Source organism: Ensifer sp. BR816, from assembly GCF_000378985.1.
Taxonomy (GTDB): domain Bacteria; phylum Pseudomonadota; class Alphaproteobacteria; order Rhizobiales; family Rhizobiaceae; genus Sinorhizobium.
This window is the reverse complement of record NZ_KB905370.1, coordinates 1,057,157-1,079,951: the sequence shown is the minus strand read 5'-3', so window position 1 is coordinate 1,079,951 and position 22,795 is coordinate 1,057,157. Positions and strand designations below refer to the sequence as shown.

The window sequence follows — 22,795 nt, the reverse complement described above, 5'->3', positions numbered from 1 at the left end:
GAATCCTTCACATGACGAGCGTTGAACTGATCAGCATCGAGAAACACTATGGCGGCTTTCATGCGCTGAAGGACGTCAACCTGAGCATTGACGAAGGCGAGTTCGTGGTCATGGTCGGCCCGTCCGGCTGCGGCAAGTCGACGCTCTTGAAGACGATCGCGGGTCTCGAGACCACGAGCGCTGGAACGCTCCTCATCAAGGGTCGGGACGTGACCCGGCTTGAGCCCGGCGACCGCGGCATTGCGATGGTGTTCCAGTCCTATGCGCTCTATCCGCACATGACCGTCGCCGAAAACATGGGGTTTGGTCTCAGGATGGCGAAGCGGCCAAAGGCGGAGGTCGAGGCGGCCGTCGCGAGGGCCGCGAAAATTCTCAGGCTTGAGGAGCAGCTCGAAAAGAAGCCGAAGCAGCTCTCGGGCGGCCAGCGGCAGCGCGTCGCCATCGGGCGGGCGATCACACGGTCGCCCGACGTCTTCCTCTTCGACGAACCGCTGTCCAACCTGGATGCGGCACTGCGAACGCAGATGCGGGTCGAGCTTTCGACACTTCACGCCAAGCTCGGATCGACCATGATCTACGTTACGCATGATCAGGTCGAGGCCATGACCATGGCGAGCCGGATCGTCGTCTTGAACGGGGGCAGGATCGAACAGGTTGGAGCGCCGCTCGATCTTTATAGCAACCCCGAGAACATGTTCGTCGCCGGCTTTCTCGGCGCCCCGCGCATGAACTTCGTGACCGGCCAGGTGACCGAGGTCAGCGGATCCTCTGCCAGGGTCCTCTGCGCCGGCGGGCTCGAGGTGAGGTTTGAGGCTCTCGTCGGAAAGCTGAGCGTCGGTGAGGCCGTCACCCTGGGCATCCGCCCGGAGAGGCTGCGGCTCGATGATGCGGCAGCGCAGATCCGCTTTGCGGGAAGTGTCAGGCTGACGGAATATCTTGGCCGCGAGACGATCGTCTATGTCGATGCGGGGCCACTGGTCACCACCGGATCTGACAGCGGCACCAACGTGTTCACCGTGCAGATCGCCGATATCAGGCCCCTCCACCTCGGCAGCGCGGTGTCGCTCGGCTTCGATCCCGCCGACGCCTACCTCTTCGCCGCTGACGGCAGAACCATCACGCCTCCCAAGGCCGTCGCGAAAATCTAAGCAAGGACAAAATCATGAAGCGTACCCCTCCGGCGCCGCTCTCGGTCTGGCGCACCCTCAACCTTGACGATTTTTTGCTCGGCGTGCCGCATTATCCGGAGCATGTCGACGAAAGCTATTGGCTGCGCGATGCTGAGCGGATTGCTGCCGCCGGCTTCAACGTGGTGCGCCTCGGCGAATTCGCCTGGCATCTGATGGAGCCGAGGGAAGGGGTGTTCGACTTTTCGCTGTTCGATCGGGCCATCGCCGTGCTCGCCTCGGAAGGCGTGAAGACCATCTTCTGTACGCCGACCGCAACGCCGCCGCGGTGGCTGACCGCGAATTATTCGGAAGTGCTGCGCGTCGATGAAAGAGGCCGAACCGCCACGCATGGATCGCGCCAGCATGCGGACACCAACAGCCCCGTCTACCGCATGCATAGCCGGCGCATCACCGAGGCCTTGGCGCACCACTATGCGAATAATCCGAACGTCATCGGCTGGCAGACCGACAATGAGTTGAACACGACCGCTTCGACATCCTATTCCGAAGCGAGCGAACGCGAATTCCGCCGTTATCTCCACGATCGGTATGAGACGATCGACAAGCTCAATTTCGCCTGGGGCGGAAACTTCTGGGCGCTTGCCTATGACAGCTTTGATCAGATCACCATTCCGCGAAAGGACAATCCGGGATTTGTCGCGCCTGGGCACATGCAGGACTATCATCGCTTCCTCGCCCATGCGACGGCGGCCTTCCAGCATGATCAGGTGGAAATACTGCGCAGAGCCAATCCCGATTGGTTCATCTTCCACAATCTCGGGCGGCTCGAAGACATCGACTTCCGCGGCCAGTTCGGTCAGGATCTGGACTTTCTCGGCTTCGACATCTACCCGATGCTCTATGACGAGATGCGCCGGGCGGGCGGTCATCCCGCCACTCAGGCGCTGCATCTCGACGTCTGCCGCGCCTATGCCGGCAACTTCATCGTGCCTGAGCAGGCATCCGGTTTCGGCAGCCAGCCGGGTTTTTCAACCATGACGCCCGAACCGGGCGAAATGCGCCGGATGGCGTTGAGCTCCGTTGCGCGTGGCGCCGACGGTCTCCTCTTCTTTCGCTGGCGACCGGCGCATTTCGGCGCGGAAATCTATTGGATGGGTATCATCGACCATGACGATGTGCCTCGCCGCCGCTATCAGGAAGCAAGGCAGTTCGCCGCGGACATCGGCAGAATCAGGAAGGACCTCCTCGGCACAACCGTGCGCATGGACGTCGCGATCGCGGGAGCCGACTTCGACAACCAGGAAGCCTACAGGACCTATCCGATGGGCATGCCGAGCCCTCTCGAAGACGGCACGCTGCTCCATCGGTACTGCTATTCGAAGGGCATTGCCTGCGGTTTCATCCACCCCGAGGACGACCTCTCCCGGATCAAGGTCCTCTATGTACCGCACTGGGTGATGTGGAAGCCGGAGTGGAACGAGAACGTCGAGGCCTTCGTCCGCAACGGCGGAACGCTGATTGTCGGTGCGATGACCGGCACCCGCGACGACAACAATCACATACCGACGGATCTCGCGCCCGGCTCTGGGCTCTCGAAGCTCTGCGGCGTGCGCGTCGAGGAGTTCGGCCGGGTGGCAGAACCGGGCGCCGACGGTCTGTTCGGGCTCCATGGCACCGAGTTCGGCTTTCACAACCCGGCGAAGCGCCTGCCGTCCAGCTCGGCGTCGAGGCGCCACCGCTTCATCCTGGGCAATCGGGAGTACGAGGCCGCACACCTTTACGAGCTTCTTGCGCTTGATGATGAGGTCGAGGTTCTGGGGCACTGGTCGAGCCGCTTCGCGAGCGGCAGGGCAGCGGTGACGAGCCGCAAGGTCGGCAAGGGCCGGGCCTGCTATGTCGGAACTTATCTGACCGAATCCCTCGTCGAAGGATTGGTGGACCATGTCCTCGGCGCGGATGTCCAACCTTTGGTACCGGACCTGCCGTCTGCCGTGGAGGTGGTCCTGAGGGAGGCGGAAGACAGAAAGCTGCTTTTCCTGCTGAATTGCGATGCGGAGCCGGTGGAGGTCACGTCCCTGCCTGCCGGGATCGACCTTTTGTCCGGCGATCCGGTGAACGAGACGCTGAGGCTTCAGCCATATGGCTGTGCTGTCATCCGAATGTGAAGAGCGTGCCGCGAAGTATCTGGGGGCAAGAGCGGCCTGTTGAGAGTTTGGGCAAGGGTCGACTATCCGAAACTCACCCACGCAACAGGTCTGCTTCCTGCGGCCAAAGAAAGGTTACTGTCAATTTCGCAGATGCATCGGCGATGATTTCCTGTTAGCTCCCCTTTACTCCGTGACATCCCCCTGGCTCAGCCCCGCTCGTTTGCTTCCCTTTCCAACCGCGCGACTGCAGCGGCGATGTGCTCCGGCTGTTCGTGCTCGAGGCCGACCACTTCGTTACGGGTCTCACGCATGGATACGATAATTTCGTCGAGCTTGGCGTGGATGGCTGCCGTATCGCGATAGCCTTGGATCAGAACGACGCTGGTAATGACGATTGCCACGACCGACAGCACATAGGTGATGACGTTGGTGAAACCAAACGGCACCAAAGCGGTGCTGGCAATCATCGCCACGATCACGAAATAGAAGCCGGGAGGGCGAGAGAGAAAATCAGCCATTCGAAACAGAACCTGATTCACTATGAGTTCTCCGTATGTTGGTGCCCTCATTAACGCGCCAATGCAAATCTGGTTCGGACTCGGCTTCGTGCAGACGAACACGCGCGCAATTCACTCGTCCGTTGTTGACCGGTCGAAGAGGTGCTTCTCATACTTCTGGCGTGATCGGATGCTGCGTCGACGATCATGTCCTCCTGCCCTCCGTCGTGGATGCCGATCCTCTCCTGATGATTCAGGCGTCGATTTCCGTGCGGGTATGGCCGATCGGCGCGGCCCTTGCCGCGCCGCGAATTGAACAGCCGAAATAGGAAAATTGGATTCTGCGGAGATCGGATGATGCGAGCGGAAGAGATTGAAGTTCCATGATGACGCAAGCTCCCTCCGTTGGAACAGTGTGCGTTCATCGATAGATGATCTGAGCCGTTGAATGTGGCTCGGGGGCGATGTGCGTCGATAACACCTCGGCGGCAGCCAGCCACTCGACCGCAGCAATGGCCAGGGCAAGAAGGATAGCCGGCCCAGCGAGCGCTGCGAAGAATCTGAGTTTGCGCATTGAAGACCAATCAATAGTGTGTTGGCGCAACCAATTGCGCCCGTCTGATTAGGCGGGCGCCGAGTCGCCTCCTGACTCTTCGCTCCCATTGGGGACGCCGCATGGAGCTACGTGCGTGGAGCGATTTCTAATAACGCACAGACCCCCAAAGAGTTTCGAAAAATGGACGCTGCTCACCCCTCGTCGCTGTCTAGCAGCGCCTTCAGAAGTTCCTGCCGATCCGTGATATCAAACTCGCGGATCATGTAGAGAGCCCTCAAGCCTTCCATCATCGCGGTGTGGCTCTTCGTGTCGATCTGGTGAACTTCGCACCAGTCGGAGACAACTTGCTCCACAAGCTCCGCCTCGGTCTCTTTCGTCGGCGAAATCTGCATCTTTTTTGTTGAATGCGCCATCGCGGCTCCTCCCAGATACACGCAACCTTACGTCAACCACGGAAGTAGGCGCGTGTGGGACGTCTCCTAGCGGGTGTTCGAGACCTCAGAGGTCTGCGGTGTGTAGACGACTATTTCTGTATTATTCTCCGACCACGCTCCGCCGATTGCCAGGTAAGCGAGAATAACGCCAACCGAGAGCAGCAACAGGCTGATCGGGAGAGCGGTTGAGGCTCTCTGTTCGGGCATATCTTGATGATGCAAGCGATACATTTGAGCCTCCTTCGTGTTCATCACAACGAAGAAGCGGTTCATGGGTTCCCGCTCCCGCGAGTTAAGGGACCTTAGTCCCAACGCAGTACGGCTAAAGGTCCTACCGCCATTGCCGAGCGTTTCTCCGGCCACATATTGGGTAATTGTACCTGCGGACCGGGGATTAAACCCTTGCCGCGTTACGGTGCGAAATCCCAGAGCGATGCATCGGCCGTCCGTAAACGCTCATTTCCCTGCACGTTGACGCCCGCGATTTCGACGGAATGTGTGCGAATGGGAAGGCATCCGGCTTGATCAGGCCGGTGAGGCTTTGGGGAAGTTGAAGGGCAGCAGGTCGGTGATATCTGCATCTTCGGTGCGTTGAGGCAATTCGGTGAGGACGTGGCGCAACCACGCTAATGGCTCGACGCGTGAGGCGCGGCAGGTCAGCATGAGGCTGTAAATGACGGCGCTGGCCTTGGCTCCATCGGCGGTATCGCTGAAGAGCCAACTCTTCCTGCCGGTGGCAAAAACTCTGATATCGCGTTCGAGAAGGTTGTTGTCGATCGGCATCCTGCCGTCTTCGGTGTAGCGCGTCAGATATTCCCATTGGTTCAGGGTATAGGAGACGGCATCGCCGAGCTTGCTGTCCGGCAAGACCTTCGGGGCGATTTCGTCGAGCCATGTCTTGAGGGCGGTCAGGATGGGTACGCTGTGTTGCTGGCGAAAGCGGCGAATGCTGTCGGCCTGCGTCTCACCGTGCTCCGGCTTTTTGTTCCGTGCCTGCCTTTCAACCCGGTAGAGCTGTTCGAAGAACCGGAGCGCCTGCTCCGGCGGCCCGCCGGGTTTGTTTCTCGTCTTGAGAGCATTGACAAAACGTCGTCTTGAATGGGCCATACATCCAAGGTGGATCGCGCCCTCCAGCGTGCGCCAGGCGGAATAGCCGTCGCTCATCAAGATGCCGCGGTAATCGCCGAGGAAGGTCTGCGGGTGTATCTGGCCGCGGCCCGGCTGATAATCGAGCAGCACGATCGGCTCGTCACTGTCCTCGCCACTCCGATAGGCCCACATATACGATGTATCGGTGGCCTCTCGATTCTTTTCCTTCAGGACCTGAACCGTCGTCTCGTCGCCATGGATGAGAGGTTGCGATCTGAGCCGCAGTTTCAAGGCGTCATAGATGCGGGAGAGATGTTTTTCGCTCGAGCCGATCACCCAGTGACCCAGAGCGCCACGGCTGACAGGAACCCCGGCGCGCTCGAATGTCTGCGCCAGACGGTAGAGCGGTGTGCCATCGACATATTTGTGAACGAGCGCGAAGGCCAGCGTCGAGGCCGTGGCGATGCTGCCCGGCAAGGGTTGCGCGGGCATCGGCGCGATAACGATTGGCGTGTTGAGTCCGGTGCGGTCGCAATGGCGGCAAGCATATTTGAACCGCACATTCTGCAGAACCTTCGCCTTCACCTCGATATGAAGCTGCTCGGTAACGGTCTCTCCCATGCGATGCATCTGACCATGACAGCAGGGACAAGCCTTGTGATCGTCGGGAAGGTCGTACTCGACGCGCTCGCGCGGCAGGTTTTCCGGCAGCGCTCTGCGGCCGCGCTTCTTTCCCGTCGTGCCTTCGATCGCCGGTAATCCTGTGTTCGGCAGGTCGACGACATCGTCATCTTCGCCGCCGGCGACATCCTCATCGGCAACCTGTTCGGCTTCATTGAAGATGCGATCAACGTGTTTTTCGCTACGCGGCGCAAACCGATGCAGCCGCGCAAGCGCCAGCTCTTCCTCGAGTTTGACGACTCGCTGCGAGAGCGCTTCCTTCTCGGCTTTCAGCGCGGCGATTTCGGCAGCATGTGCCGCCAACTGCGCCTTCAACTCTGCAACGCTCGGTTCGCCGGTTCGATTCATCGGATTCTTGAATCTGAACCGTACCGCCGCGTCAACCGCGCAATTCAAGAGCCCTCAGCCAGCGACCTGGTATTGCCGCACCGGATGGCGCACCATCGCATCGATATCGATGCCGTCGAGAATCCAGTGCAATTGCTCCGTCGTCAGCCGCATCACTGTTTCCTGACGCCGGGGCCAGCGGAACTTGTCCTCCGTCAGCCGCTTCAGCACCAGCACAAAACCCGACCGATCGAAGAACAACAGTTTCATCCGGTCGCGACGGCGATTGCAGAACGCAAAAACCGCCGGAGCAAATGGATCGAGTGCCATCGTCTCCTGAACCAGGACCGCAAGACTGTTGATGCCGGCCCGAAAGTCGATCGGCTCGCGATGCAGGTAGACCTGAAGGTCAGCGCCCAGCTTGAACATCACCCAACGCTCCGATTATCACCGCTAACGCATTCGCATCACCGCATTCCAGCGTCAGCCTCACACCGTTCGGTAGTGATGCGCTCACCTTCGCTGGAGAGAACGAAGGGCCCATCCTCTCCGATTTCGCCAGGCGCTCTTCACCACGCGTGGCAGGCATATCCAACGACCTGCTCTGCATCGGCAGGCTGCGATCCGCGGCGACAACCGGAATAAATGCAGATGTTGAAGATGGCGGCAGAGTGCCGGCCTCCTTGGCGTTCTTTATCCATTTCCGAAGGAGGTTAGCGTTGATCCCATGCTCGAGCGCAAGTCTCGATACCGACACGCCGGGCTCAAGGCAGGCCGCAACGAGGCGCTCCTTCCATGCCGCATCGTAACGTCGGCGTCTGTTGCGCAAAACGCGCCTCACCGCCAGTTTCTGTTCATCGTCCTCAATCACTTGGTGTCCACCTCCGTTAAGTGGACACCTCATGCATGACAGCACTCAATGGCAAAAGGTGCGGAGAAAATCGCGCTTACGGCCGTCCCTTCGTCATTGCTCTGGGACATCACGTCCGAGATGGTCGACTCAGGATAATCTCAAGCAGGTGAGAACATGTCACTAGTTCGAGTCGGTAGAGCACGCCTGGCGATGGCCCTACCGCAGTATCGAAGGCAACTGCTCTCAGTGAAGAGCCGGGAATTGGATGACCTTTTCGAGGCATATGCACTTGCGGCGGGAGCACTCGAAAAGTTGATGCAGGTACCGGCGCAGCCCGAGCTATCGGCAGAATATCAGACCATATGCGAAGGCATTCAGGCTGCCGTCCTGCGGTTGCTTGAGGATGGCGTACACTCGGTCAGCGCGCAATGATCGACTCGCGCGCCGACATCCGTCTCCCTCCGGCGACCGAATAAGTCCGCTCCTCTCCGTGAAGCGTAAACCCCGAAAAAGTCTCGCGAATCTCCGGTGCATCGATAGGGAATGGTGGGGCAGTGCCGTTTTCGTTCCCTTTATACAGCAGGTGTATGCCCGGAATTTCGAAGAATTCTCGGCAAGGCTTCGGCAGGTCCGGTATTGCTACCCATAGCGACGGCTGCCGTTCACCTCCTTGCCGACGATCTCCCGGATAATGGTCAAGGTTTCCCGGGCGGCCTCTTCTGGCGGCAAGGCCGTGTCTGCGACATTGCTGACAAGTTTCGTAATATCGTGATCGATATTCTTCTGCGACCATCGCTTGCCTTTGGCGACGGTGATGTAGACCGAATAGGCGTGGTGCATGGTTCCGGGCCGTTCACCGATGATGTGGAGAATGCCTCTGATCGTCTCGGGATCCGCTTTCTCGAAAAGCACTTCGCCGATCCGATAGCCGGCTCGCACCCTGCCGCTGGTGACCATGATGTTCTTGTCGCTCATGGTGACACCGGCCTCGGCAAGCAGCCGGCGCATCTCCTCGAGGTAGGGTGCGAGATGTCCGTCGTCCATGATGGCCTTGGCGTTCAGGCCGTCCGAGATGACGATCTGGCCCTTGGGCATGTCGTCACCCCAGGAATCCCTGATTTTCTCAATCTCTACCAGGGCTTCCGGGCTCAGCGTTTCGCCCGTGTTCGGGTGGGCTATGTAGTCGTTGCGGTCCTTGGACAGGGTGCGGACGGGCACGACATCAGGAACGCCGGAGATGAAGGCGGGCGTGAGTTCGGCCCACAGGGACAGCTTGGCGTCGTCGTAGAGGCCCTTCACCTTGGCTGCGAGCGATGGATTGAGATCCCAGATATTCTCTCCGTGCCCTGTCGCGAGGTCGACACCTCTCCCTTCGACTTCCCGCATCTTCTCACGGCCTTCCGCGTAGATCGCGTCCTTGGGCCTCTTATCACCCTTGGCGAGACGGTACTGGTAGTAAACCCAGAGAGGATCTCCATAGTTCTCGGTGTAGGCGTCGTTCTCACCAACGATTCCGATCCGCTTGTAGAAGTCCCACATCGCATCGTTGACCTTGAAGCCAAACTTTCCCCGCAATCGCACGTGGTCCTGGAACGACGTGGTAAGATAGCTCAGCATCGGGTCGTTCTTGGTCGGCAGAGCTATCAGATAGGCGGGATTGGCCGGCATGATCTGATCCTGGCACCAATCCAGGTCTTCAAGGCTGACCGTCATGTGCAGGGTCGTGCAAATGTCGAGGCCGATGGTGAGACCATGGAGCTTGCCCATGACCATGTCTTCGAGGCAGCATCGCACCAGTTGTTCGCGACTCTTGAAGACTTCCGGCCCGATGAAGCCGGCAACATCGTTGACATGAAGCCAGGCGCCGCTCGGCTGCACCTTGGCGAGTTCAAGTCCCACCGCTCTGCTGAAGCCGTATTTCCGGGACTCGAGCACCATCATGTCGACGCCGTTTGCTACGCCGTTGGTGAATTCCGAGCCCTGTCCGGTTTCGAAGTAGAGGCCATATCTTTCCCCATTCTTCGCGCGCGCATACTTCAGGATCTTCTCGTTGGTGATATCAAAGATCTTGTTGCAGTCGTCTGTTCCGGCAAGGCTCTGGAACATCGTGGAAACCGTTCCCGGGAAAGTTTCGTTGACCTCACCCTGGACATCGATGTGCGCGAGCACACACCAGGGGATCACGTCGGCAAGCTTGAACGCATCGACGATGTCCTTCAGGGCACGTTCGACCGCGACGACGCTCGCGACCGTGCTGTCCACCGGGTTGGTGCCGATGACGATGTCTCCGGTTGCATAGGAGAACGCATCGAAAACCTGCCAGGCGATGTCGTCCGGGTGGTCAGTGGGAGAATTGGGCTGGATCCGCGCGCCCATGTATCCCTTCGCCCCCATCCTGGTGCCGGGCATGACATTGAAGATTTTCTGGCTGAGGGCGACCAGCTCCTCGTTGCTCATCAGTTTCGGGACAAGGCCGATCGTGTCGCTGGTCAGGCCATTCATGACACCTTTGATGTTTTCCTCCGGTTCCCTCAGAAGAAACACCTTCAACTGTCCCATGGTCCAGTCCTTGACCTTTTCGTACTGGGCCCGGTCCGTGGTCTGCCAGATCAATTTTTGCAGATCATCCTCGAACAGCGGGCGCTGGTAGAGGTCATTGATTTTGGTATTTGTCAGAAGGGCGCGAGCATTCCGTCGTGTCGTCTCGTTTTCGGCGCTCACGCCGATCGCTTGATCTCCCTCCTTGAACTCATTCGCGGCGCCTATCACCTGCTGGTAGGCAGTCTGGTCAAACCCGCCCTTGATCCTGCTGATATAGGCAAAGACGTCCTCGCCCTGCTTGACCTCGTCGATCGTGAAGCTGCCTCCACCAAGCGCCGCTCTTGCACTATGGCTATAGCTTGCGAGCGCGGCGGCGGCTCCCGCCATTACCAGGAGATCTCTTCTGGAAATCCCGTCATGCTCATGGGAGAACCAGCCCTTGGTCATGGCCATTTCCTTTCTCCAGAAAGTCCAGTGCGATCGGCACTCCGCTGAGCGGCTTGCCGTTGCGGGTCGATGCCGCCTGAGCCTCCCAAGCAGATGGTATCGTTGACGTCACCCAAGCTTGCCGTCGCGCGAAGCTACTGCAGTCTCATCACGATACGACCGTCGATCTTGCCTGCTTCCATGCGATGGAAAATGTCGTTGATGCTCTCCAGGCTCTCCCAGGAGAAATGCGGTGCCACCTTGCCTTCCGCCGCGAATTGCAGCGATTCCTCCAGGTCCTGACGGGTGCCGACGATCGAGCCACGCACCGTTATGCGCTTCAGTACCGTTTCGAACACCGGTAGGGAAACCATTCCGGGAGGGAGGCCGACAAGCGCCATCGTTCCTCGTGAGCGCAGGAAGCCAAAGGCCTGTTCCATCGCAACAGGAGAAACAGCGGTCACGAGTGCGCCATGAACGCCGCCGTTCGTCGCCTTTTGTACCTGTGCAATGGCATCTGCCGCTTTGCCGTTGATTGTAACGTCGGCCCCGAGCTCTTTTGCCAGGGAGAGTTTTTCGTCGAATATGTCGGCGGCGACAACGTTCATGCCCATTGCCTTCGCGTACTGGACGGCCATGTGACCCAGGCCCCCGACGCCCGAGATGGCGACCCATTCACCGGGGCGGACCTCTGTCTCCTTCAGCCCCTTGTACACGGTGACGCCTGCGCAAAGGACGGGAGCAGCGGGTCCGAAATCCAGTCCGTCAGGGAGATAGCCGACGAAGTCCGGATCCGCCAATCCGTATTCGGCGAACGTGCCGTTGACCGAATATCCGGTGTTGGATTGCGATGCGCACAGGGTTTCCCAGCCGGTTCGGCAATATGGGCAGTAACCGCAAGCGCTGTGGAGCCAGGGCACGCCAACCCTGTCGCCTTCCTTTACTCTCTTCACGCCCGCGCCGACGGCCGAGACATATCCGACACCTTCATGTCCGGGAATGAAAGGTGGACTTGGCTTCACGGGCCAGTCACCGTTTGCGGCATGGAGATCGGTATGGCAAACGCCCGTCGCTTCATATTTGACGCGTATCTGCCCCGGTCGCGGGGTTGGAACCTCCACCTCCTCGATGGCGAGCGGCGTACGGAACTGTCGAACGACAGCGGCCTTCATTGTCTGTGCCATTTCCATCCTCCTCCCTCTGGCATGAATCGGAAATGCGTTTCGAGGGCAGCAAAAGGTCGGCAAGCGTTGTTTGGGTCTTCGGTTCTCCGTTCGGTATCCTCGGAATTCGCTTAATGCCGCGTTCCTGCGTGCGCTTGCGATGTGTGCGACCGACGCGCACCGCCTTGCATAGGCGCTTGCACGGTCATTTGCCGCAAGCTCCAAAGTGGCTGTCGGCTCGGCCGTCCGCTACGCAACTCGGCGCGCCGGACGTGGTTGTCAGGTGAACATTCGACGACCCTCGTCGTCATCGCATCTTTGACGCGCATGGGATCTAACTCCGGCAATGCCCTCGGTACCGTCATTAGCAATGAACTACAGCGCCGTGCGTCTTATCAGACGCACAAAGGACGCTGTAGCACCTTAGATTGCTGCATGTTTTTGTCCTTAAGTCGACTACGACTTAAGGAAACATGCAGTAGAGTAAACCTGCCGGAACGGTTCGACAACCATTCTGCCTTTGCCACCTGCAGCCGATCGCGCATGCGGTTTTTCATTGTTGAAAAACATCCTGCGGAATCGAAGCTTCGATCCTCGCATGCTTGATGAGATGGTTCGTCGACTCCGCACCACGTATGGAAGGGAACGCCATGCTTGCCAGCGACATCTCCGTTTTCGGGCGCAGACCATTGGGACGCTCCGGCCTGACCGCCGGTGCCGTCGGATTAGGCGGGTGGGCGATTGGAGGCTTTTTCACTCTTAACGGCAAGCCGGACGGCTGGGGCGAGGTCGATGACGAAGAGTCGATCCGGGCTCTGCGTCTCGGGCTCGACATGGGCGCGTCGCTGATCGACACGGCCGATGCCTATGGGACCGGGCACAGCGAGGAAGTGATTGGCCGAGCGCTGAAAGGGCGAAGGGGCGACGCAATCGTCGCAACCAAGTTCGGCTATACTTATGATCGCGCTGCCCGCGCCCTTATCGGCACCGATGTCAGCCCCGCCTACATCGAGAGGGCGTGCGCGGCATCGCTGCAGCGTCTCGGTACCGACTATATCGACCTTTATCAAATCCATGTGGGGGAGCTTTCGGCCGATCAGGCAGATGCGGCCGGCGAGACGCTCGAAAGGCTGGTGGAACGAGGCGCCATCCGTTTCTGGGGCTGGAGCACCGACAACGCCGCTGCCGCGACGCGCATGGTGAAATTCCCGCATTTCGTCGCGGTCCAGCAGGAACTGAACGTCTTCACCGATGGGCCGGAGTTGCTGGCGATGTGCGAGGCCAACAATCTGGCCAGCCTCAATCGATCGCCTTTGGCCATGGGATTCCTGACCGGCAAGTTCGGGACAGAGACGCGCCTGCCTGCCAACGACGTGCGGGCGGCGGGGCATAGCTGGGTGCGGTTCTTCGAGGACGGACGGCCGCGTCCCGACCATCTGCGGCGCCTTGCCGAGGTGCGGGAACTTCTCAGGACCGGCGGCAGGACCCTGGCACAAGGGGCGCTTGGCTGGATTCTTGCCCGCTCACCCAGCACCTTTCCCATACCGGGCTTCAAGACGGAGGCGCAGGTGCGCGAGAATCTGGGCGCGCTGGAGATGGGGCCGTTGTCGGCTGCCACGATGGCGGAAATCGGCGCAGTGCTCGGCAGCAGGAGCGATTGGTAAGGCGCGCCTTTCGGGCTCCATAGATCGCAGATCGGCCCTGCCGAGATCGGGCGTGGACAAGACAGCGCCGCGGCAAGCTGTTGCTGTTCTGCAACGAATCCGGCGACGATTGCTGCAATCCGAAATTGTGTGTTTGCCAAACCGCCGTTCTCGTGTATGGTGGCCGCATTCGCAATTCAAGCCAGAGGAGGCGTGAAATGGATTCTATTCTCGTGACCGTACGCCTCTCTCGTGGAACGGCTGTCGTGGCTTCGATGCATCGCGCATGCGGCCCTAGCCGATTTGGCTTCCAGGGTTATTAAACCCCGGATTTCTGCGGATTGGCATATCCCCATTTGACCTGACGTGACCGGCTGACGGAGCGATTTTCTCGTATTGTCGCGTCCGCATCCTTGCGTCTTTCCAACCTTCGAGAGGACCTGGCCACGTCGTTGCGCCGGGACGGAAAATCATGCGTGAAGCACAATTATTAGTTGTTGACACTCTTGCGGCAACGGTCGAGGACCTGTTCCGCAAATTCGGCGTCTGGAAGACCGCTCGTGCGTTGCTTCTGGCAGTCTGGAGGCATCGTCGGATGACGAACCAGGTCTCCCATCTGTCCCATCGCATGCGACGCGACATCGGTCTTGCGGAGAATGAGGACCGGCTTTTCGAGGCCAGATTTTCCCTTTGGGATGTCCGGCTTTGAGGTGCCACCCCGACGGGCGACCGCGGTGTCTGGAGAGGGGCGTCATGGGCGCCCCTCTCGCATTTCTTACCTGCGGGGTGAGTAGGTGAGCGCCCGGATATCGGCTGCCGCCGCAATGCACTAACCCAATCGCATGAATGGCGCATGGATGTCGCCCGCAGTATCATGGCGCCCGCTCCTCGCGGGAGGCGAGTGAGCCAAGGAGGACCGAGCCATGCCTATGCCTTCGGTGCCGCGCCGCCTGTGGACAAGCTGTCTGGCGGCGGCCATTGCTTTCATCTCGGCGCATCTGGTGAGTGCTGCCGACAAGCTTCCGCCGGAGCTCGAGAAGCTCAAGGCGTCGCTTGAAAAATATCAGGATCCGGTGGTTGCCGTGCGTGACGGCTATTTCTCAACGCTCGGCTGCGTCACGTTCGCGAGCGGTACGATGGGTGTCCATTTTCTGAACCCCGCTTTGATCGGTCCGGAGCCCGATCCGATGAAGCCGACCCTGCTGGTCTACGAGCCGGTCGGCGACAAGCTGCAACTGGTTGCCGTGGAGTGGCTGATACCGCTCGCCACGGGCATCAAGTCGAAGCCCGAGCTGTTCGGGCAGCCCTTCGACGGGCCGATGGAAGGCCACGAACCGCTTCTACCGGCGCAACTGCATCATTACGATCTGCACGCCTGGATCTTCAAACCGAACCCACTCGGACTGTTCCATCCGGTCAACCCGGACGTCAAATGTCCGGAGGGGCCCTACACGCTCCTGGAAGAGGCGCCGAAATCCGTGCCGCATCACGGGGTTCAGTGAGAAGTGACGGCGCGCGCGCCGGCGACGCGCCCACGGAGGGCGGGATTTGCTGCAAGAACCTCGCGTGGAACCAAACTTGACGTCGGCCGTTCTTCGACAGAGGTGGGAGGTGCAGAATGAGACACACGGACATCCACAAGCTCGAAAAATCCCATGCCAGGCACGTTTGGGACGTGTCGGAGTATTGCAGGCGAAGCGGCCTTCACAAGACCGAGGAACAGCGTCTGATCAAGGTTCTGGGGAGGTATGCCTCAAGTCACGAGCTTCAGATGAATGTCGTGCGTCCGCAAACGCGCATGCGCTGACGCGGCATCGCGCGTGTTTTCCTAAGGAGCAAGCGCGTGTGGGCAATCCTCGCCGGCGCATTCCTGTTTATCTGCGGCGTTCTCGTGATGACCTGGGAAGCGCTTGGCCGACGGCGGCTAAGCGAGCCGCCGCATTCCCTCGAAAACTCCCAAACTCTGGAACCGCGCCATCAAGGCTTGGGGTTTCTCGGTTTGACGCGGAACTGGCACGCAGCGGCGCTGATGGCGGTGGGCGCAGTCCTCCTGCTCTTCGGTGCAATCCGGTACGCCTTGGTCCTCTAGCTTTAGACTACTAGCTTTAGACTACTAGCTTTAGACTAGGGGGTACTGATCTCGACCAGGAAGACCTCGGAGGCGATATCTGCGGAGAGGGTAAGGGCGCCCGATTGCTGAAGCACCGCCGTGTCCCGGGCATGCAGGCTCGCCGAAATGCCTTCGGTCGAAAGCGTCACGCTGCCGCGGTGGCAGAAAAGGATGAGTTCCCGGGCGTGGGAGGTGATCGGCTGCGAGTGCTCGACATGGAGCTTTCGCACTCGGTGCCTGAGCGTCTGCCGGCGGGTCATGACATTCAGGTCGGTGATCGGGCCGTTTGCGAGCTTCGCCGAGGTCGTGACATCGGCCGGGAAGGAGAGGGGCGGATCGGCCACGGTCAAAAGCTTTGGCGGGCGGCCCTCGATCGACAGCGTCATGCCGGCGCCCTCTAGAATGGAGAGCGTCCGGTCAATCCCGGGAAAGCTGGAAAACATGCCGTCATTCGCAACGGTTGCCATGCTGACGCGCCAGTCGAAATCGGAAAGCGGCGCGCGGTCCGGCGACACTGCGATCTCAACGGTCTCGCCACCGCCGTTCTTCCAGGGCATGTGCCTATAGTCGTTTGAGCGCAGTATCTTCATGGTCTCGTTCCTCCATGAGGTCGCGCATCCGGGCGAAATCGTCGTTCATTGGCCGGTCGTCGGCATAGGCCGAGATCGTGCCGCGAATGCGGCCGTAAAGAGCATCGGTGCGCGGCGCCCTGCCGCGGGACTTGGGCTGCAGATCGTAGGCCTGAGCGGCAGAAAGCAATTCGATCGCCAGGACTTGCTCAAGATTATCCAGGATCGACAAGACCTTCCATGCGGCAGGCGTGGCATGGGTCAGTATATCCTCCTGCAGCGCGGATGTGATGCCGCCGTCAAGACTTGCCGGCGCTGCCAGGCGGCGGTTCTCGGCAACGAGGGCCGCTGCGGTATATTGGGCAATCATGAAACCGGAGGCGACGCCGCTGTCGTCGGCGAGGAAAGCCGGAAGTCCGCTGACGAGAGGGTTCACCAGACGGTCAATGCGGCGCTCCGAAATCGCGGCGACTTCGGCCGCGGCGACGGCGAGGCTGTCCAGCGCGAGCCCGAGCGCCGCCCCGACGGCATGGGCCTGCGAATGCACCCTCGGATCCTCCGGCGAGCCGGAGACGGCCGGATTGTCGGTGACGCTCGACAACTCGCGGTCGACGATCTCGCCGACGTGGTCGAAGGTGTCGCGTGCCGCGCCGTGCACCTGCGGTACGGCTCTGAGGCTCAACGGATCCTGCGTGCGGCTGCCGGCCATCTCCGCAAGCATAGGGCTCTCGGCCAGCCAGTCGCGCAAGCTCTTGCCGACCGCCTGAAGGCCCGGCGACTGCCGCAGGGCCAATGGTCCCTCGGCAAAGGCCCTGGCCTGGCTGCCGAGGTTTTCATAGGTCATTGCCGCGGCCGCATCGGCCCAGCGGAACAGCCGTTCCGCACGGGAGAGCGCCAGCACCGCCTGGCCGGTGGCGCAGGGCGTGCCGTTGACGAGGCTCAGCCCCTCTTTCGCCTCGAACCGCAGCGGCTCCAGTCCGATGCGGGCAAGCGCCTCCCTGCCGCTCAGTTTCTCGGCCCCGCGCACAGCCGTGCCATGACCGATCAGAACGAGCCCGATTGCTGCTCCATGGGTGAGATAGCCGACCGAACCGCGCGATGGAATGAGCGGAACGATGTCGGCGTTGAGCAATGCCAGCAGTGCCTCGACCGTCTCGACTCGGACACCGGAGCAGCCGTGCGCAAAATTGGCGATCTGCGCCGCCATCACGGCGCGAGCTTCGGCGCGGCCCAGCGGCTCGCCAACGCCGCAGGCGTGGCTCAGGATGATGTTGCGCGACAGGGCCTGCTGGTTCTCGCGGCTGATGACGACATCGCAAAGCGCCCCGACGCCGGTATTGATGCCGTAGCCGCGGATGCCGCGCTCGACCAGCGCGTCGACGATCCGGCGGGCATCGATGATCCGCTGACGTGTCCGGTCGGACAAGACGAGGCGAGCGCCGTCGGCAACGGCGGCGATCTCTCTCCAGGTCAGCGGTCCATCGATGGTGATCGTTTCAGCCATGCTTCTCGGGCCTCTCCTGCCGGCGCTGGACGAAGCGCGCGACATAGTCGTTTGCCGGATTACTAAGAATATCACCGGGCGTGCCGACCTGCACGACCTGACCGTCCTTCAGGATCGCGATCTCCGATCCGATGCGCAGCGCCTCGTCGAGATCATGGGTGATGAAGACAATGGTCTTGGAAAGGTTCTGTTGGAGTTGCAGCAGTTGATCCTGCATATCGCCGCGGATCAGCGGATCGAGGGCGCTGAACGCCTCGTCCATCAGGATGACGTCGGTATCCGCAGCGAGCGCCCGCGCCAGGCCGACGCGTTGCTTCATGCCGCCCGAAAGTTGATGCGGGAATTTCGCGTCATAGCCCGTGAGACCGACCGTCTCGATCCACTTCATGCCGATCTCGCGGGCGTCGGCTTTCGACACGCCGCGCACGCGCTGGCCATAGACGACGTTCTGCAGCACGGTCCGGTGCGGCATCAGGGCAAAACTCTGGAAAACCATGCTGACGCGCCGCATGCGGAAGGCGCGGAGTGCCTTCGCGTCGAGGTTCAGGATGTTGCTGCCGTCGAAGACGACCTCGCCGCTCGTCGGTTCGATCAGCCGGTTGATGTGGCGCACCAGCGTCGACTTGCCCGAGCCGGAAAGCCCCATGATCACGAAGATCTTGCCGGCGCCGATCTTCAGGCTGACATCGTTGAGGCCGACGCTGCAGCCCGACCGGGCAAGGATGTCGGCCTTGTCCAGGCCGTCCCTGGCCATGGCGAGCGCCTTCTTCGCGTCCTGACCGAAGATCTTGTAGACGTTGCGGATTTCGATATCAGCCATTGCGGGCGTCCTCCGTCCGGGGCTTGCCGAAGCCTTGCGTGATGCGGTCGAGCACGATTGCGAGAATGACGATGCCGATGCCGGCCTCCAGGCCCTTGCCGACGTCGAGCGTCTGGATGCCGTTCAGCACCTGCTCGCCGAGACCGCGCGCGCCGATCATCGAGGCGACGACGACCATCGACAGCGCCATCATGATCGTCTGATTGAGGCCGGCCATGATGGTCGGGGTGGCAAGCGGCAGTTCGACGCCGAACAGGATCTGCGTCGGACTGCCGCCGAAGGCGGTCGCCGCCTCGACAACCTCGCCGTCGACCTGGCGGATGCCGAGATCGGTCAGGCGGATCAGCGGCGGAACCGCATAGATGATGGTCGCAAGGATCGCCGGCACCTTGCCGAGACCGAAAAGCATCAGCGCCGGGATCAGGTAGACGAAGCTCGGCATGGTCTGCATGACATCGAGCACCGGCAGGGTGACGTTGCGGACGGTCCGGCTCTTGGCGACGAGAATGCCGATCGGCACGCCGATCACCACCGAGACAATGGTCGCCATCAGCATCAGGGCGAGCGTCTGCATCGTCAGGTCCCAGAGACCGAGCACGCCGACGGCGAGAAGCAGAACGCCGACGGCCACGGTCAGCGTCCAACGCTTCGAACTCTGCCAGGCGAGCGCCATGAAGGCGAGAATGACGAGCCACCAGGGCAGGCCGCGCAGGATCCATTCGATGAACAGCACAGCCTTCAGGATGATGCCGCTGATCGCCTTGAACACCCAGCCGTAGTTGGTGACAAGCGCCTGGATGAAGTCGTTCACCGGCGCGCGGATCGAAAGATTGAGAGAGTCCGGAAACATCGGAATCGTTCCTTGCTCAGAGCCGCGGGGGGCCATTGCGGCCGGCGCGCGAGCAGCTTGGCAGCCTGCGAACCGCCACGTCCTTCCGTCATTAAACGGTAAGGCGTGGCGAACGCAGGCGGGTTAGGCTCGGCCTTACTTCAGGCTTGCCTCGATTTTACCGCGGGCTTCCTCGGAGACCCACTTGCCCCAGATGTCGCCCTTGGTCTTCAGGAATTCTGCGGCGGCGGCCGTGGCGTCGACCTTATTGTCGACCATAAAGGCGAGGCTGCCGTTGACTTCCTCGAGCGGGAAGGTTGCCTTCTCGAGGATCGCGACGATTTCAGGCGCTTCCGACGCGAAGGTGCTGTTGACGCCGTAGGCGACGTCGACCGAAGGGAAGGCGCAGCCCTGGTCACGCTTGCCGTTGGCGCTGCTCAGTTCCTTCCAGCAGGCCTCGTTGTAGGCCGGCTCTTCAAGCTGGACGAGCTTGAATTTGCCCATGATGGCGGTTGGCGACCAATAGTAGAAGAGGATCGGCTCGCCCTGGAGATAGGCGGACGTGATTGCCGAATCGAGCGCCGTGCCGGTACCGGGGCGGAAGTTCACATAGGCTTCGCCGAGCTTGTAGGCTTCGAGCTTGGCCGTGCTGACGCCCTCGCAAGTCCAGCCGGACGGGCAATTCAGAAAGCGTCCCTTGGACGGCTCCTCCGGGTCGGCAAAGACTTCGACGACCTTCGGGTCGGAAAGCTGAGAGACGCTCTTGAGATCCGGCGCCTTGGCTTCGATGTTGCGAGCCGGATCGCCGTGGACGACATAGTCCGGCACGAACCAACCCTCGCTGGCACCGACGAAGGTCTTGCCGACGGCAACCACCTTCTTTTCCTCGACCGCCTTGTTCCAGACGTCGGAGCGGCCGATCCATTCTTCGGCAAAAATCTGAACGTCATTGTTGGCGGTCGCCTGCTCCAGCGTCACGGAGTTGCCGGGGATGGAATCCACCTGGCAATCGTAGCCCTTGGCGAGGATCGTCTTCATGACCTCGGTGATAAAGGCGCCGCTTTCCCAGTCGATGCCGGCGAAGGTCACGGTCTTTCCGTCGCCGCAATAGGAGGCGTTGGCCGAGCTGGCGGAAGCCGCAAGCATCAGGCCGGCGGCGGCGAAGGTGAGTTTCAGTGTGCTGATCGACATGCGCATTCCCCTTTTTTGATCGTCGACTAGTTCGCTATTTCAGCTTTGTCAGAACCCGCGCGAAGGCGCGGTCGATGTCTTCCTCCCGGTCATGGCGTCCGTTGCGGATCTTCCATTGGCCGGCGACCATGACGTCGCGGACCGTCTCGCCGCCGAGCGCGAAGAGCCAGCGGTCGAGGATCTGGTTGCCGCTTGCGGCGGCGATGTAGGGATTGGTGCCGTCGAGCACGACGAGGTCCGCCCGTGCGCCTGCCTCGATGCCGGCCGTGCCGAGTCCGGCCGCCTGAGCGCCGCCTGCGAGCGTCGCGTCGAAGATAGTTCCGCCGACGGAAGCGCCGGGCGCGGCAAGGCGGTTGCGCCTGCGGTCGCGCAGCCGCTGGCCGTATTCGAGTAGCCGCAACTCTTCCGCGACGCTGGTTGCCACATGGCTGTCCGTGCCGATGCCGAAGCGGCCGCCGGCGGCGAGAAAGTCGGTGGCCGGAAAGATGCCGTCGCCGAGATTGGCCTCTGTGGCCGGGCAGAGCCCGGCGATCGCGCCCGACTTTGCCAGTCGCGTCGTTTCCCCGGCCGTCATGTGCGTCGCATGAATGGCGCACCAGCGCTGGTCGACCGGCATTTCGTCGAGCAGCCATTCGACCGGGCGGCGACCGCTCCAGGCGATGCAGTCCTCGACTTCGCGGGTCTGCTCGGCGACGTGGATGTGGATCGGACCGGAAACCGGTGCCGCGCCGAGGATCCTTCGCATCTCGTCCGGTGTCGCGGCGCGCAGCGAATGGATGGCGTAGCCGAGTTCGGCGCCCGCTCCGGCGCTCGCCGGAACCAGCCGCTCGAGGAGGGCCAGAAAGCGCTCCGGATCGTGCAGGAAGGGGCGCTGGCCCGGATTGGGTGCGGCGCCGCCGAAATTGGCATGGGCGTAGAAGACCGGCAGATGCGTAAGACCGATGCCCGCCGCTTGCGCGGCATTCAGGATCCTGAGCGACATCTCCGCCGGATCGGCATAGGGCGTGCCGTCCGCGGTGTGATGAAGATAGTGAAACTCGACGACGCGGCCGAAGCCGCCCTTCAGCATTTCCACATAGAGCTTTGCGGCAATCGCCTCGACATCGTCCGGATCGACAAGCCCAACGGTGCGGTACATGGCCTCGCGCCATGTCCAGAAGCTGTCGTCGCCGCTGCCCGCCACTTCGGCAAGGCCAGCCATGGCGCGCTGAAAGGCGTGGGAATGCAGGTTCGGCATGGCCGGAACAAGTGGACCGGAGACACGCTCGTCGCCCGCTGCAGGTGCCTGGTCTGTTTCGACCGCGGCAATGTATCCGTCACCGTCGAGGGAAATGACGACGTTCTCCGCCCAACCCGTCGACAGAAGCGCCTGTTCGGCGAAGAGCCGGTGAGCGGAAAAGGCAGGCATCGCTTCCTCCTGTACGTGGTTGTATATGGAACTATAGATATTTTCTGGTGGCGCGCAACCTTAAAATCGTCGAAAACAGTTCCGATTTGCCGGTGGCATGTCGGTCCTGACCGACGAACGGAGAACTTTATGACGTCAATCGAGCGCAAAAGCGACACATCCGCCTTCGAGGATGGGCCCATCCCGCGCTATGAGGCGGTGAAGCAGTTCATCCGCAGCCGCATCGAAAGCGGCGAGTGGCCGGCGCACCACCGCATCCCTTCCGAGAACGACATTGTCGCCGACCTCGGCGTCAGTCGGATGACCGCGAACCGCGCGCTTCGAGAGCTTGCGAGCGAGGGGGCGATCACGCGGGTCCAGGGCGTCGGGTCTTTCGTTGCCGCGCACAAGGGCAGCACCGCACTGCTCGAAGTCCGCAACATTGCCGACGAAATCCGCGAGCGTGGCCACCGTCATACGTCCCGCATCGATCTCCTCGAGGAAAAGTCGGCGAGCCCGGAGATTGCCGACGCGCTGGGGCTTGCGACCGGGGCGCGGGTCTACCACTCGATCATCGTTCACGCGGAGAATGGCGTGCCGATCCAGATCGAGGACCGTTTCGTCAATCCGGTGATCTGCCCCGAATACCTGGCACAGGATTTCTCCAACACGACGCCGAATGCCTATCTGACGCTGGTGGCACCGATCACCCGCACCGAACAGGTCGTCGAGGCGGTGCTGCCACAGCCCTGGGAGTGCAAGCTACTTTCAATCGGCCGCAATGAGCCCTGCCTGATGATCCGCCGCCGGACCTGGTCGGAAAACAGGAATGTCACGGTCGCACGGCTGCTCTACCCCGGCACGCGCTATCGTCTGGAGGGCGTTTCATCGTAGGCAC

22 protein-coding genes are annotated in these 22,795 nt (G+C 61.1%); 8 read left to right on the top strand and 14 right to left on the bottom strand.

Going from position 1 to position 22,795, the window contains the following annotated elements; all coding sequences use genetic code 11:
- Positions 1 to 11: 11 nt before the first annotated feature.
- Together RHIBR816_RS0105245 and RHIBR816_RS0105240 are read left to right on the top strand one after the other, a co-directional pair.
- Complete coding sequence (locus RHIBR816_RS0105245) at positions 12 to 1,148, top strand: ABC transporter ATP-binding protein (protein ID WP_018235487.1); 1,137 nt, start codon at positions 12 to 14, stop codon at positions 1,146 to 1,148.
- A gap of 14 nt (positions 1,149 to 1,162) precedes the next feature.
- Positions 1,163 to 3,295 carry a beta-galactosidase gene (locus RHIBR816_RS0105240; protein ID WP_018235486.1) on the top strand — a complete coding sequence of 711 codons (2,133 nt, stop codon included), beginning with the start codon at positions 1,163 to 1,165 and terminating at the stop codon, positions 3,293 to 3,295.
- A gap of 188 nt (positions 3,296 to 3,483) precedes the next feature.
- Here the strand turns inward: RHIBR816_RS0105240 and RHIBR816_RS0105235 are convergent, their stop codons facing one another.
- The 8 genes from RHIBR816_RS0105235 to adhP form a co-directional block, all read right to left on the bottom strand.
- Positions 3,484 to 3,816: a low affinity iron permease family protein gene (locus RHIBR816_RS0105235; RefSeq protein WP_026186663.1), complete on the bottom strand. Its 333-nt coding sequence runs from the start codon at positions 3,814 to 3,816 to the stop codon at positions 3,484 to 3,486.
- 705 nt (positions 3,817 to 4,521) lie between these two features.
- Positions 4,522 to 4,743, bottom strand: coding sequence for a hypothetical protein (locus RHIBR816_RS0105225; RefSeq protein ID WP_018235482.1), 222 nt, complete (start codon positions 4,741 to 4,743; stop codon positions 4,522 to 4,524).
- Positions 4,744 to 4,809: 66 nt separating this feature from the next.
- The gene (locus RHIBR816_RS0105220; RefSeq protein ID WP_018235481.1) at positions 4,810 to 5,037 is read right to left on the bottom strand and encodes a hypothetical protein; all 228 of its coding nucleotides are present in this window, start codon (positions 5,035 to 5,037) and stop codon (positions 4,810 to 4,812) included.
- Between the two features lie 252 nt (positions 5,038 to 5,289).
- Positions 5,290 to 6,882 (bottom strand): IS66 family transposase, encoded by a 1,593-nt coding sequence (locus tag RHIBR816_RS0105215; protein ID WP_026186661.1) that lies wholly within the window; start codon positions 6,880 to 6,882, stop codon positions 5,290 to 5,292.
- Between the two features lie 54 nt (positions 6,883 to 6,936).
- Entirely contained in the window at positions 6,937 to 7,290 is a 354-nt protein-coding gene (tnpB, locus tag RHIBR816_RS0105210; RefSeq protein WP_018235479.1) for an IS66 family insertion sequence element accessory protein TnpB, read from the bottom strand.
- Entirely contained in the window at positions 7,271 to 7,729 is a 459-nt protein-coding gene (locus RHIBR816_RS0105205; protein WP_026186660.1) for a transposase, read from the bottom strand. Before RHIBR816_RS0105205 ends, tnpB begins: the two co-directional genes overlap by 20 nt.
- Before the next feature lie 624 nt (positions 7,730 to 8,353).
- Positions 8,354 to 10,702: an ethanolamine ammonia-lyase subunit EutB gene (eutB, locus tag RHIBR816_RS0105195; protein ID WP_026186658.1), complete on the bottom strand. Its 2,349-nt coding sequence runs from the start codon at positions 10,700 to 10,702 to the stop codon at positions 8,354 to 8,356.
- Positions 10,703 to 10,836: 134 nt separating this feature from the next.
- Positions 10,837 to 11,865 carry an alcohol dehydrogenase AdhP gene (gene adhP, locus RHIBR816_RS0105190; RefSeq protein ID WP_026186657.1) on the bottom strand — a complete coding sequence of 343 codons (1,029 nt, stop codon included), beginning with the start codon at positions 11,863 to 11,865 and terminating at the stop codon, positions 10,837 to 10,839.
- A gap of 629 nt (positions 11,866 to 12,494) precedes the next feature.
- On the opposite strand from adhP, the gene RHIBR816_RS0105180 reads away from it, so the two are divergent.
- The 5 genes from RHIBR816_RS0105180 to RHIBR816_RS38270 all read left to right on the top strand — a co-directional run bounded on the left by RHIBR816_RS0105180 (position 12,495) and on the right by RHIBR816_RS38270 (position 15,576).
- A complete protein-coding gene (locus tag RHIBR816_RS0105180; RefSeq protein ID WP_018235473.1) occupies positions 12,495 to 13,508 on the top strand; it encodes an aldo/keto reductase in 1,014 nt (337 codons plus the stop codon).
- 451 nt (positions 13,509 to 13,959) lie between these two features.
- Positions 13,960 to 14,196, top strand: coding sequence for a hypothetical protein (locus RHIBR816_RS38275; protein WP_018235472.1), 237 nt, complete (start codon positions 13,960 to 13,962; stop codon positions 14,194 to 14,196).
- Between the two features lie 214 nt (positions 14,197 to 14,410).
- A complete protein-coding gene (locus tag RHIBR816_RS0105170) occupies positions 14,411 to 14,989 on the top strand; it encodes a hypothetical protein (RefSeq protein WP_026186656.1) in 579 nt (192 codons plus the stop codon).
- A 116-nt stretch (positions 14,990 to 15,105) separates the two neighbouring features.
- The gene (locus RHIBR816_RS0105165) at positions 15,106 to 15,294 is read left to right on the top strand and encodes a hypothetical protein (protein WP_018235470.1); all 189 of its coding nucleotides are present in this window, start codon (positions 15,106 to 15,108) and stop codon (positions 15,292 to 15,294) included.
- A gap of 36 nt (positions 15,295 to 15,330) precedes the next feature.
- Positions 15,331 to 15,576 carry a hypothetical protein gene (locus tag RHIBR816_RS38270; protein WP_018235469.1) on the top strand — a complete coding sequence of 82 codons (246 nt, stop codon included), beginning with the start codon at positions 15,331 to 15,333 and terminating at the stop codon, positions 15,574 to 15,576.
- A gap of 35 nt (positions 15,577 to 15,611) precedes the next feature.
- On the opposite strand, the gene RHIBR816_RS0105155 is transcribed toward RHIBR816_RS38270, so the two are convergent.
- The 6 genes from RHIBR816_RS0105155 to hutF form a co-directional block, all read right to left on the bottom strand.
- Entirely contained in the window at positions 15,612 to 16,187 is a 576-nt protein-coding gene (locus RHIBR816_RS0105155) for a HutD family protein (protein ID WP_026186655.1), read from the bottom strand.
- Positions 16,159 to 17,670, bottom strand: a complete 1,512-nt coding sequence (gene hutH, locus RHIBR816_RS33710; RefSeq protein WP_018235467.1) for a histidine ammonia-lyase — start codon at positions 17,668 to 17,670, stop codon at positions 16,159 to 16,161. Before hutH ends, RHIBR816_RS0105155 begins: the two co-directional genes overlap by 29 nt.
- Positions 17,663 to 18,490: a glycine betaine/L-proline ABC transporter ATP-binding protein gene (locus tag RHIBR816_RS33705; protein ID WP_018235466.1), complete on the bottom strand. Its 828-nt coding sequence runs from the start codon at positions 18,488 to 18,490 to the stop codon at positions 17,663 to 17,665. The genes hutH and RHIBR816_RS33705 overlap by 8 nt, the downstream gene beginning before the upstream one ends.
- The gene (locus RHIBR816_RS0105140; RefSeq protein WP_018235465.1) at positions 18,483 to 19,340 is read right to left on the bottom strand and encodes a proline/glycine betaine ABC transporter permease; all 858 of its coding nucleotides are present in this window, start codon (positions 19,338 to 19,340) and stop codon (positions 18,483 to 18,485) included. The genes RHIBR816_RS33705 and RHIBR816_RS0105140 overlap by 8 nt, the downstream gene beginning before the upstream one ends.
- Positions 19,341 to 19,475: 135 nt before the next feature.
- Complete coding sequence (locus tag RHIBR816_RS0105135; protein WP_026186654.1) at positions 19,476 to 20,510, bottom strand: ABC transporter substrate-binding protein; 1,035 nt, start codon at positions 20,508 to 20,510, stop codon at positions 19,476 to 19,478.
- A gap of 34 nt (positions 20,511 to 20,544) precedes the next feature.
- Positions 20,545 to 21,918, bottom strand: a complete 1,374-nt coding sequence (hutF, locus tag RHIBR816_RS0105130) for a formimidoylglutamate deiminase (RefSeq protein ID WP_018235463.1) — start codon at positions 21,916 to 21,918, stop codon at positions 20,545 to 20,547.
- 129 nt (positions 21,919 to 22,047) lie between these two features.
- Between hutF and hutC the strand changes: the two genes are divergently transcribed.
- Positions 22,048 to 22,791 (top strand): histidine utilization repressor, encoded by a 744-nt coding sequence (gene hutC / locus RHIBR816_RS0105125; protein ID WP_018235462.1) that lies wholly within the window; start codon positions 22,048 to 22,050, stop codon positions 22,789 to 22,791.
- The last annotated feature ends 4 nt before the right edge of the window (positions 22,792 to 22,795 follow it).

What these genes read in the sequence shown, in the direction of transcription:
- RHIBR816_RS0105140 (WP_018235465.1), bottom strand. Translation starts at nt 19,340, where the DNA reads ATGTTTCCGGACTCTCTCAATCTTTCGATCCGCGCGCCGGTGAACGAC.
- RHIBR816_RS0105225 (WP_018235482.1), bottom strand. Translation starts at nt 4,743, where the DNA reads ATGGCGCATTCAACAAAAAAGATGCAGATTTCGCCGACGAAAGAGACC.
- RHIBR816_RS38275 (WP_018235472.1), top strand. Translation starts at nt 13,960, where the DNA reads ATGCGTGAAGCACAATTATTAGTTGTTGACACTCTTGCGGCAACGGTC.
- RHIBR816_RS0105135 (WP_026186654.1), bottom strand. Translation starts at nt 20,510, where the DNA reads ATGTCGATCAGCACACTGAAACTCACCTTCGCCGCCGCCGGCCTGATG.
- RHIBR816_RS0105215 (WP_026186661.1), bottom strand. Translation starts at nt 6,882, where the DNA reads ATGAATCGAACCGGCGAACCGAGCGTTGCAGAGTTGAAGGCGCAGTTG.
- RHIBR816_RS0105220 (WP_018235481.1), bottom strand. Translation starts at nt 5,037, where the DNA reads ATGAACCGCTTCTTCGTTGTGATGAACACGAAGGAGGCTCAAATGTAT.
- RHIBR816_RS0105245 (WP_018235487.1), top strand. Translation starts at nt 12, where the DNA reads ATGACGAGCGTTGAACTGATCAGCATCGAGAAACACTATGGCGGCTTT.
- hutH (WP_018235467.1), bottom strand. Translation starts at nt 17,670, where the DNA reads ATGGCTGAAACGATCACCATCGATGGACCGCTGACCTGGAGAGAGATC.
- adhP (WP_026186657.1), bottom strand. Translation starts at nt 11,865, where the DNA reads ATGGCACAGACAATGAAGGCCGCTGTCGTTCGACAGTTCCGTACGCCG.
- RHIBR816_RS0105240 (WP_018235486.1), top strand. Translation starts at nt 1,163, where the DNA reads ATGAAGCGTACCCCTCCGGCGCCGCTCTCGGTCTGGCGCACCCTCAAC.
- RHIBR816_RS0105165 (WP_018235470.1), top strand. Translation starts at nt 15,106, where the DNA reads ATGAGACACACGGACATCCACAAGCTCGAAAAATCCCATGCCAGGCAC.
- eutB (WP_026186658.1), bottom strand. Translation starts at nt 10,702, where the DNA reads ATGACCAAGGGCTGGTTCTCCCATGAGCATGACGGGATTTCCAGAAGA.
- RHIBR816_RS0105180 (WP_018235473.1), top strand. Translation starts at nt 12,495, where the DNA reads ATGCTTGCCAGCGACATCTCCGTTTTCGGGCGCAGACCATTGGGACGC.
- RHIBR816_RS0105170 (WP_026186656.1), top strand. Translation starts at nt 14,411, where the DNA reads ATGCCTATGCCTTCGGTGCCGCGCCGCCTGTGGACAAGCTGTCTGGCG.
- tnpB (WP_018235479.1), bottom strand. Translation starts at nt 7,290, where the DNA reads ATGTTCAAGCTGGGCGCTGACCTTCAGGTCTACCTGCATCGCGAGCCG.
- hutC (WP_018235462.1), top strand. Translation starts at nt 22,048, where the DNA reads ATGACGTCAATCGAGCGCAAAAGCGACACATCCGCCTTCGAGGATGGG.
- RHIBR816_RS33705 (WP_018235466.1), bottom strand. Translation starts at nt 18,490, where the DNA reads ATGGCTGATATCGAAATCCGCAACGTCTACAAGATCTTCGGTCAGGAC.
- RHIBR816_RS0105155 (WP_026186655.1), bottom strand. Translation starts at nt 16,187, where the DNA reads ATGAAGATACTGCGCTCAAACGACTATAGGCACATGCCCTGGAAGAAC.
- hutF (WP_018235463.1), bottom strand. Translation starts at nt 21,918, where the DNA reads ATGCCTGCCTTTTCCGCTCACCGGCTCTTCGCCGAACAGGCGCTTCTG.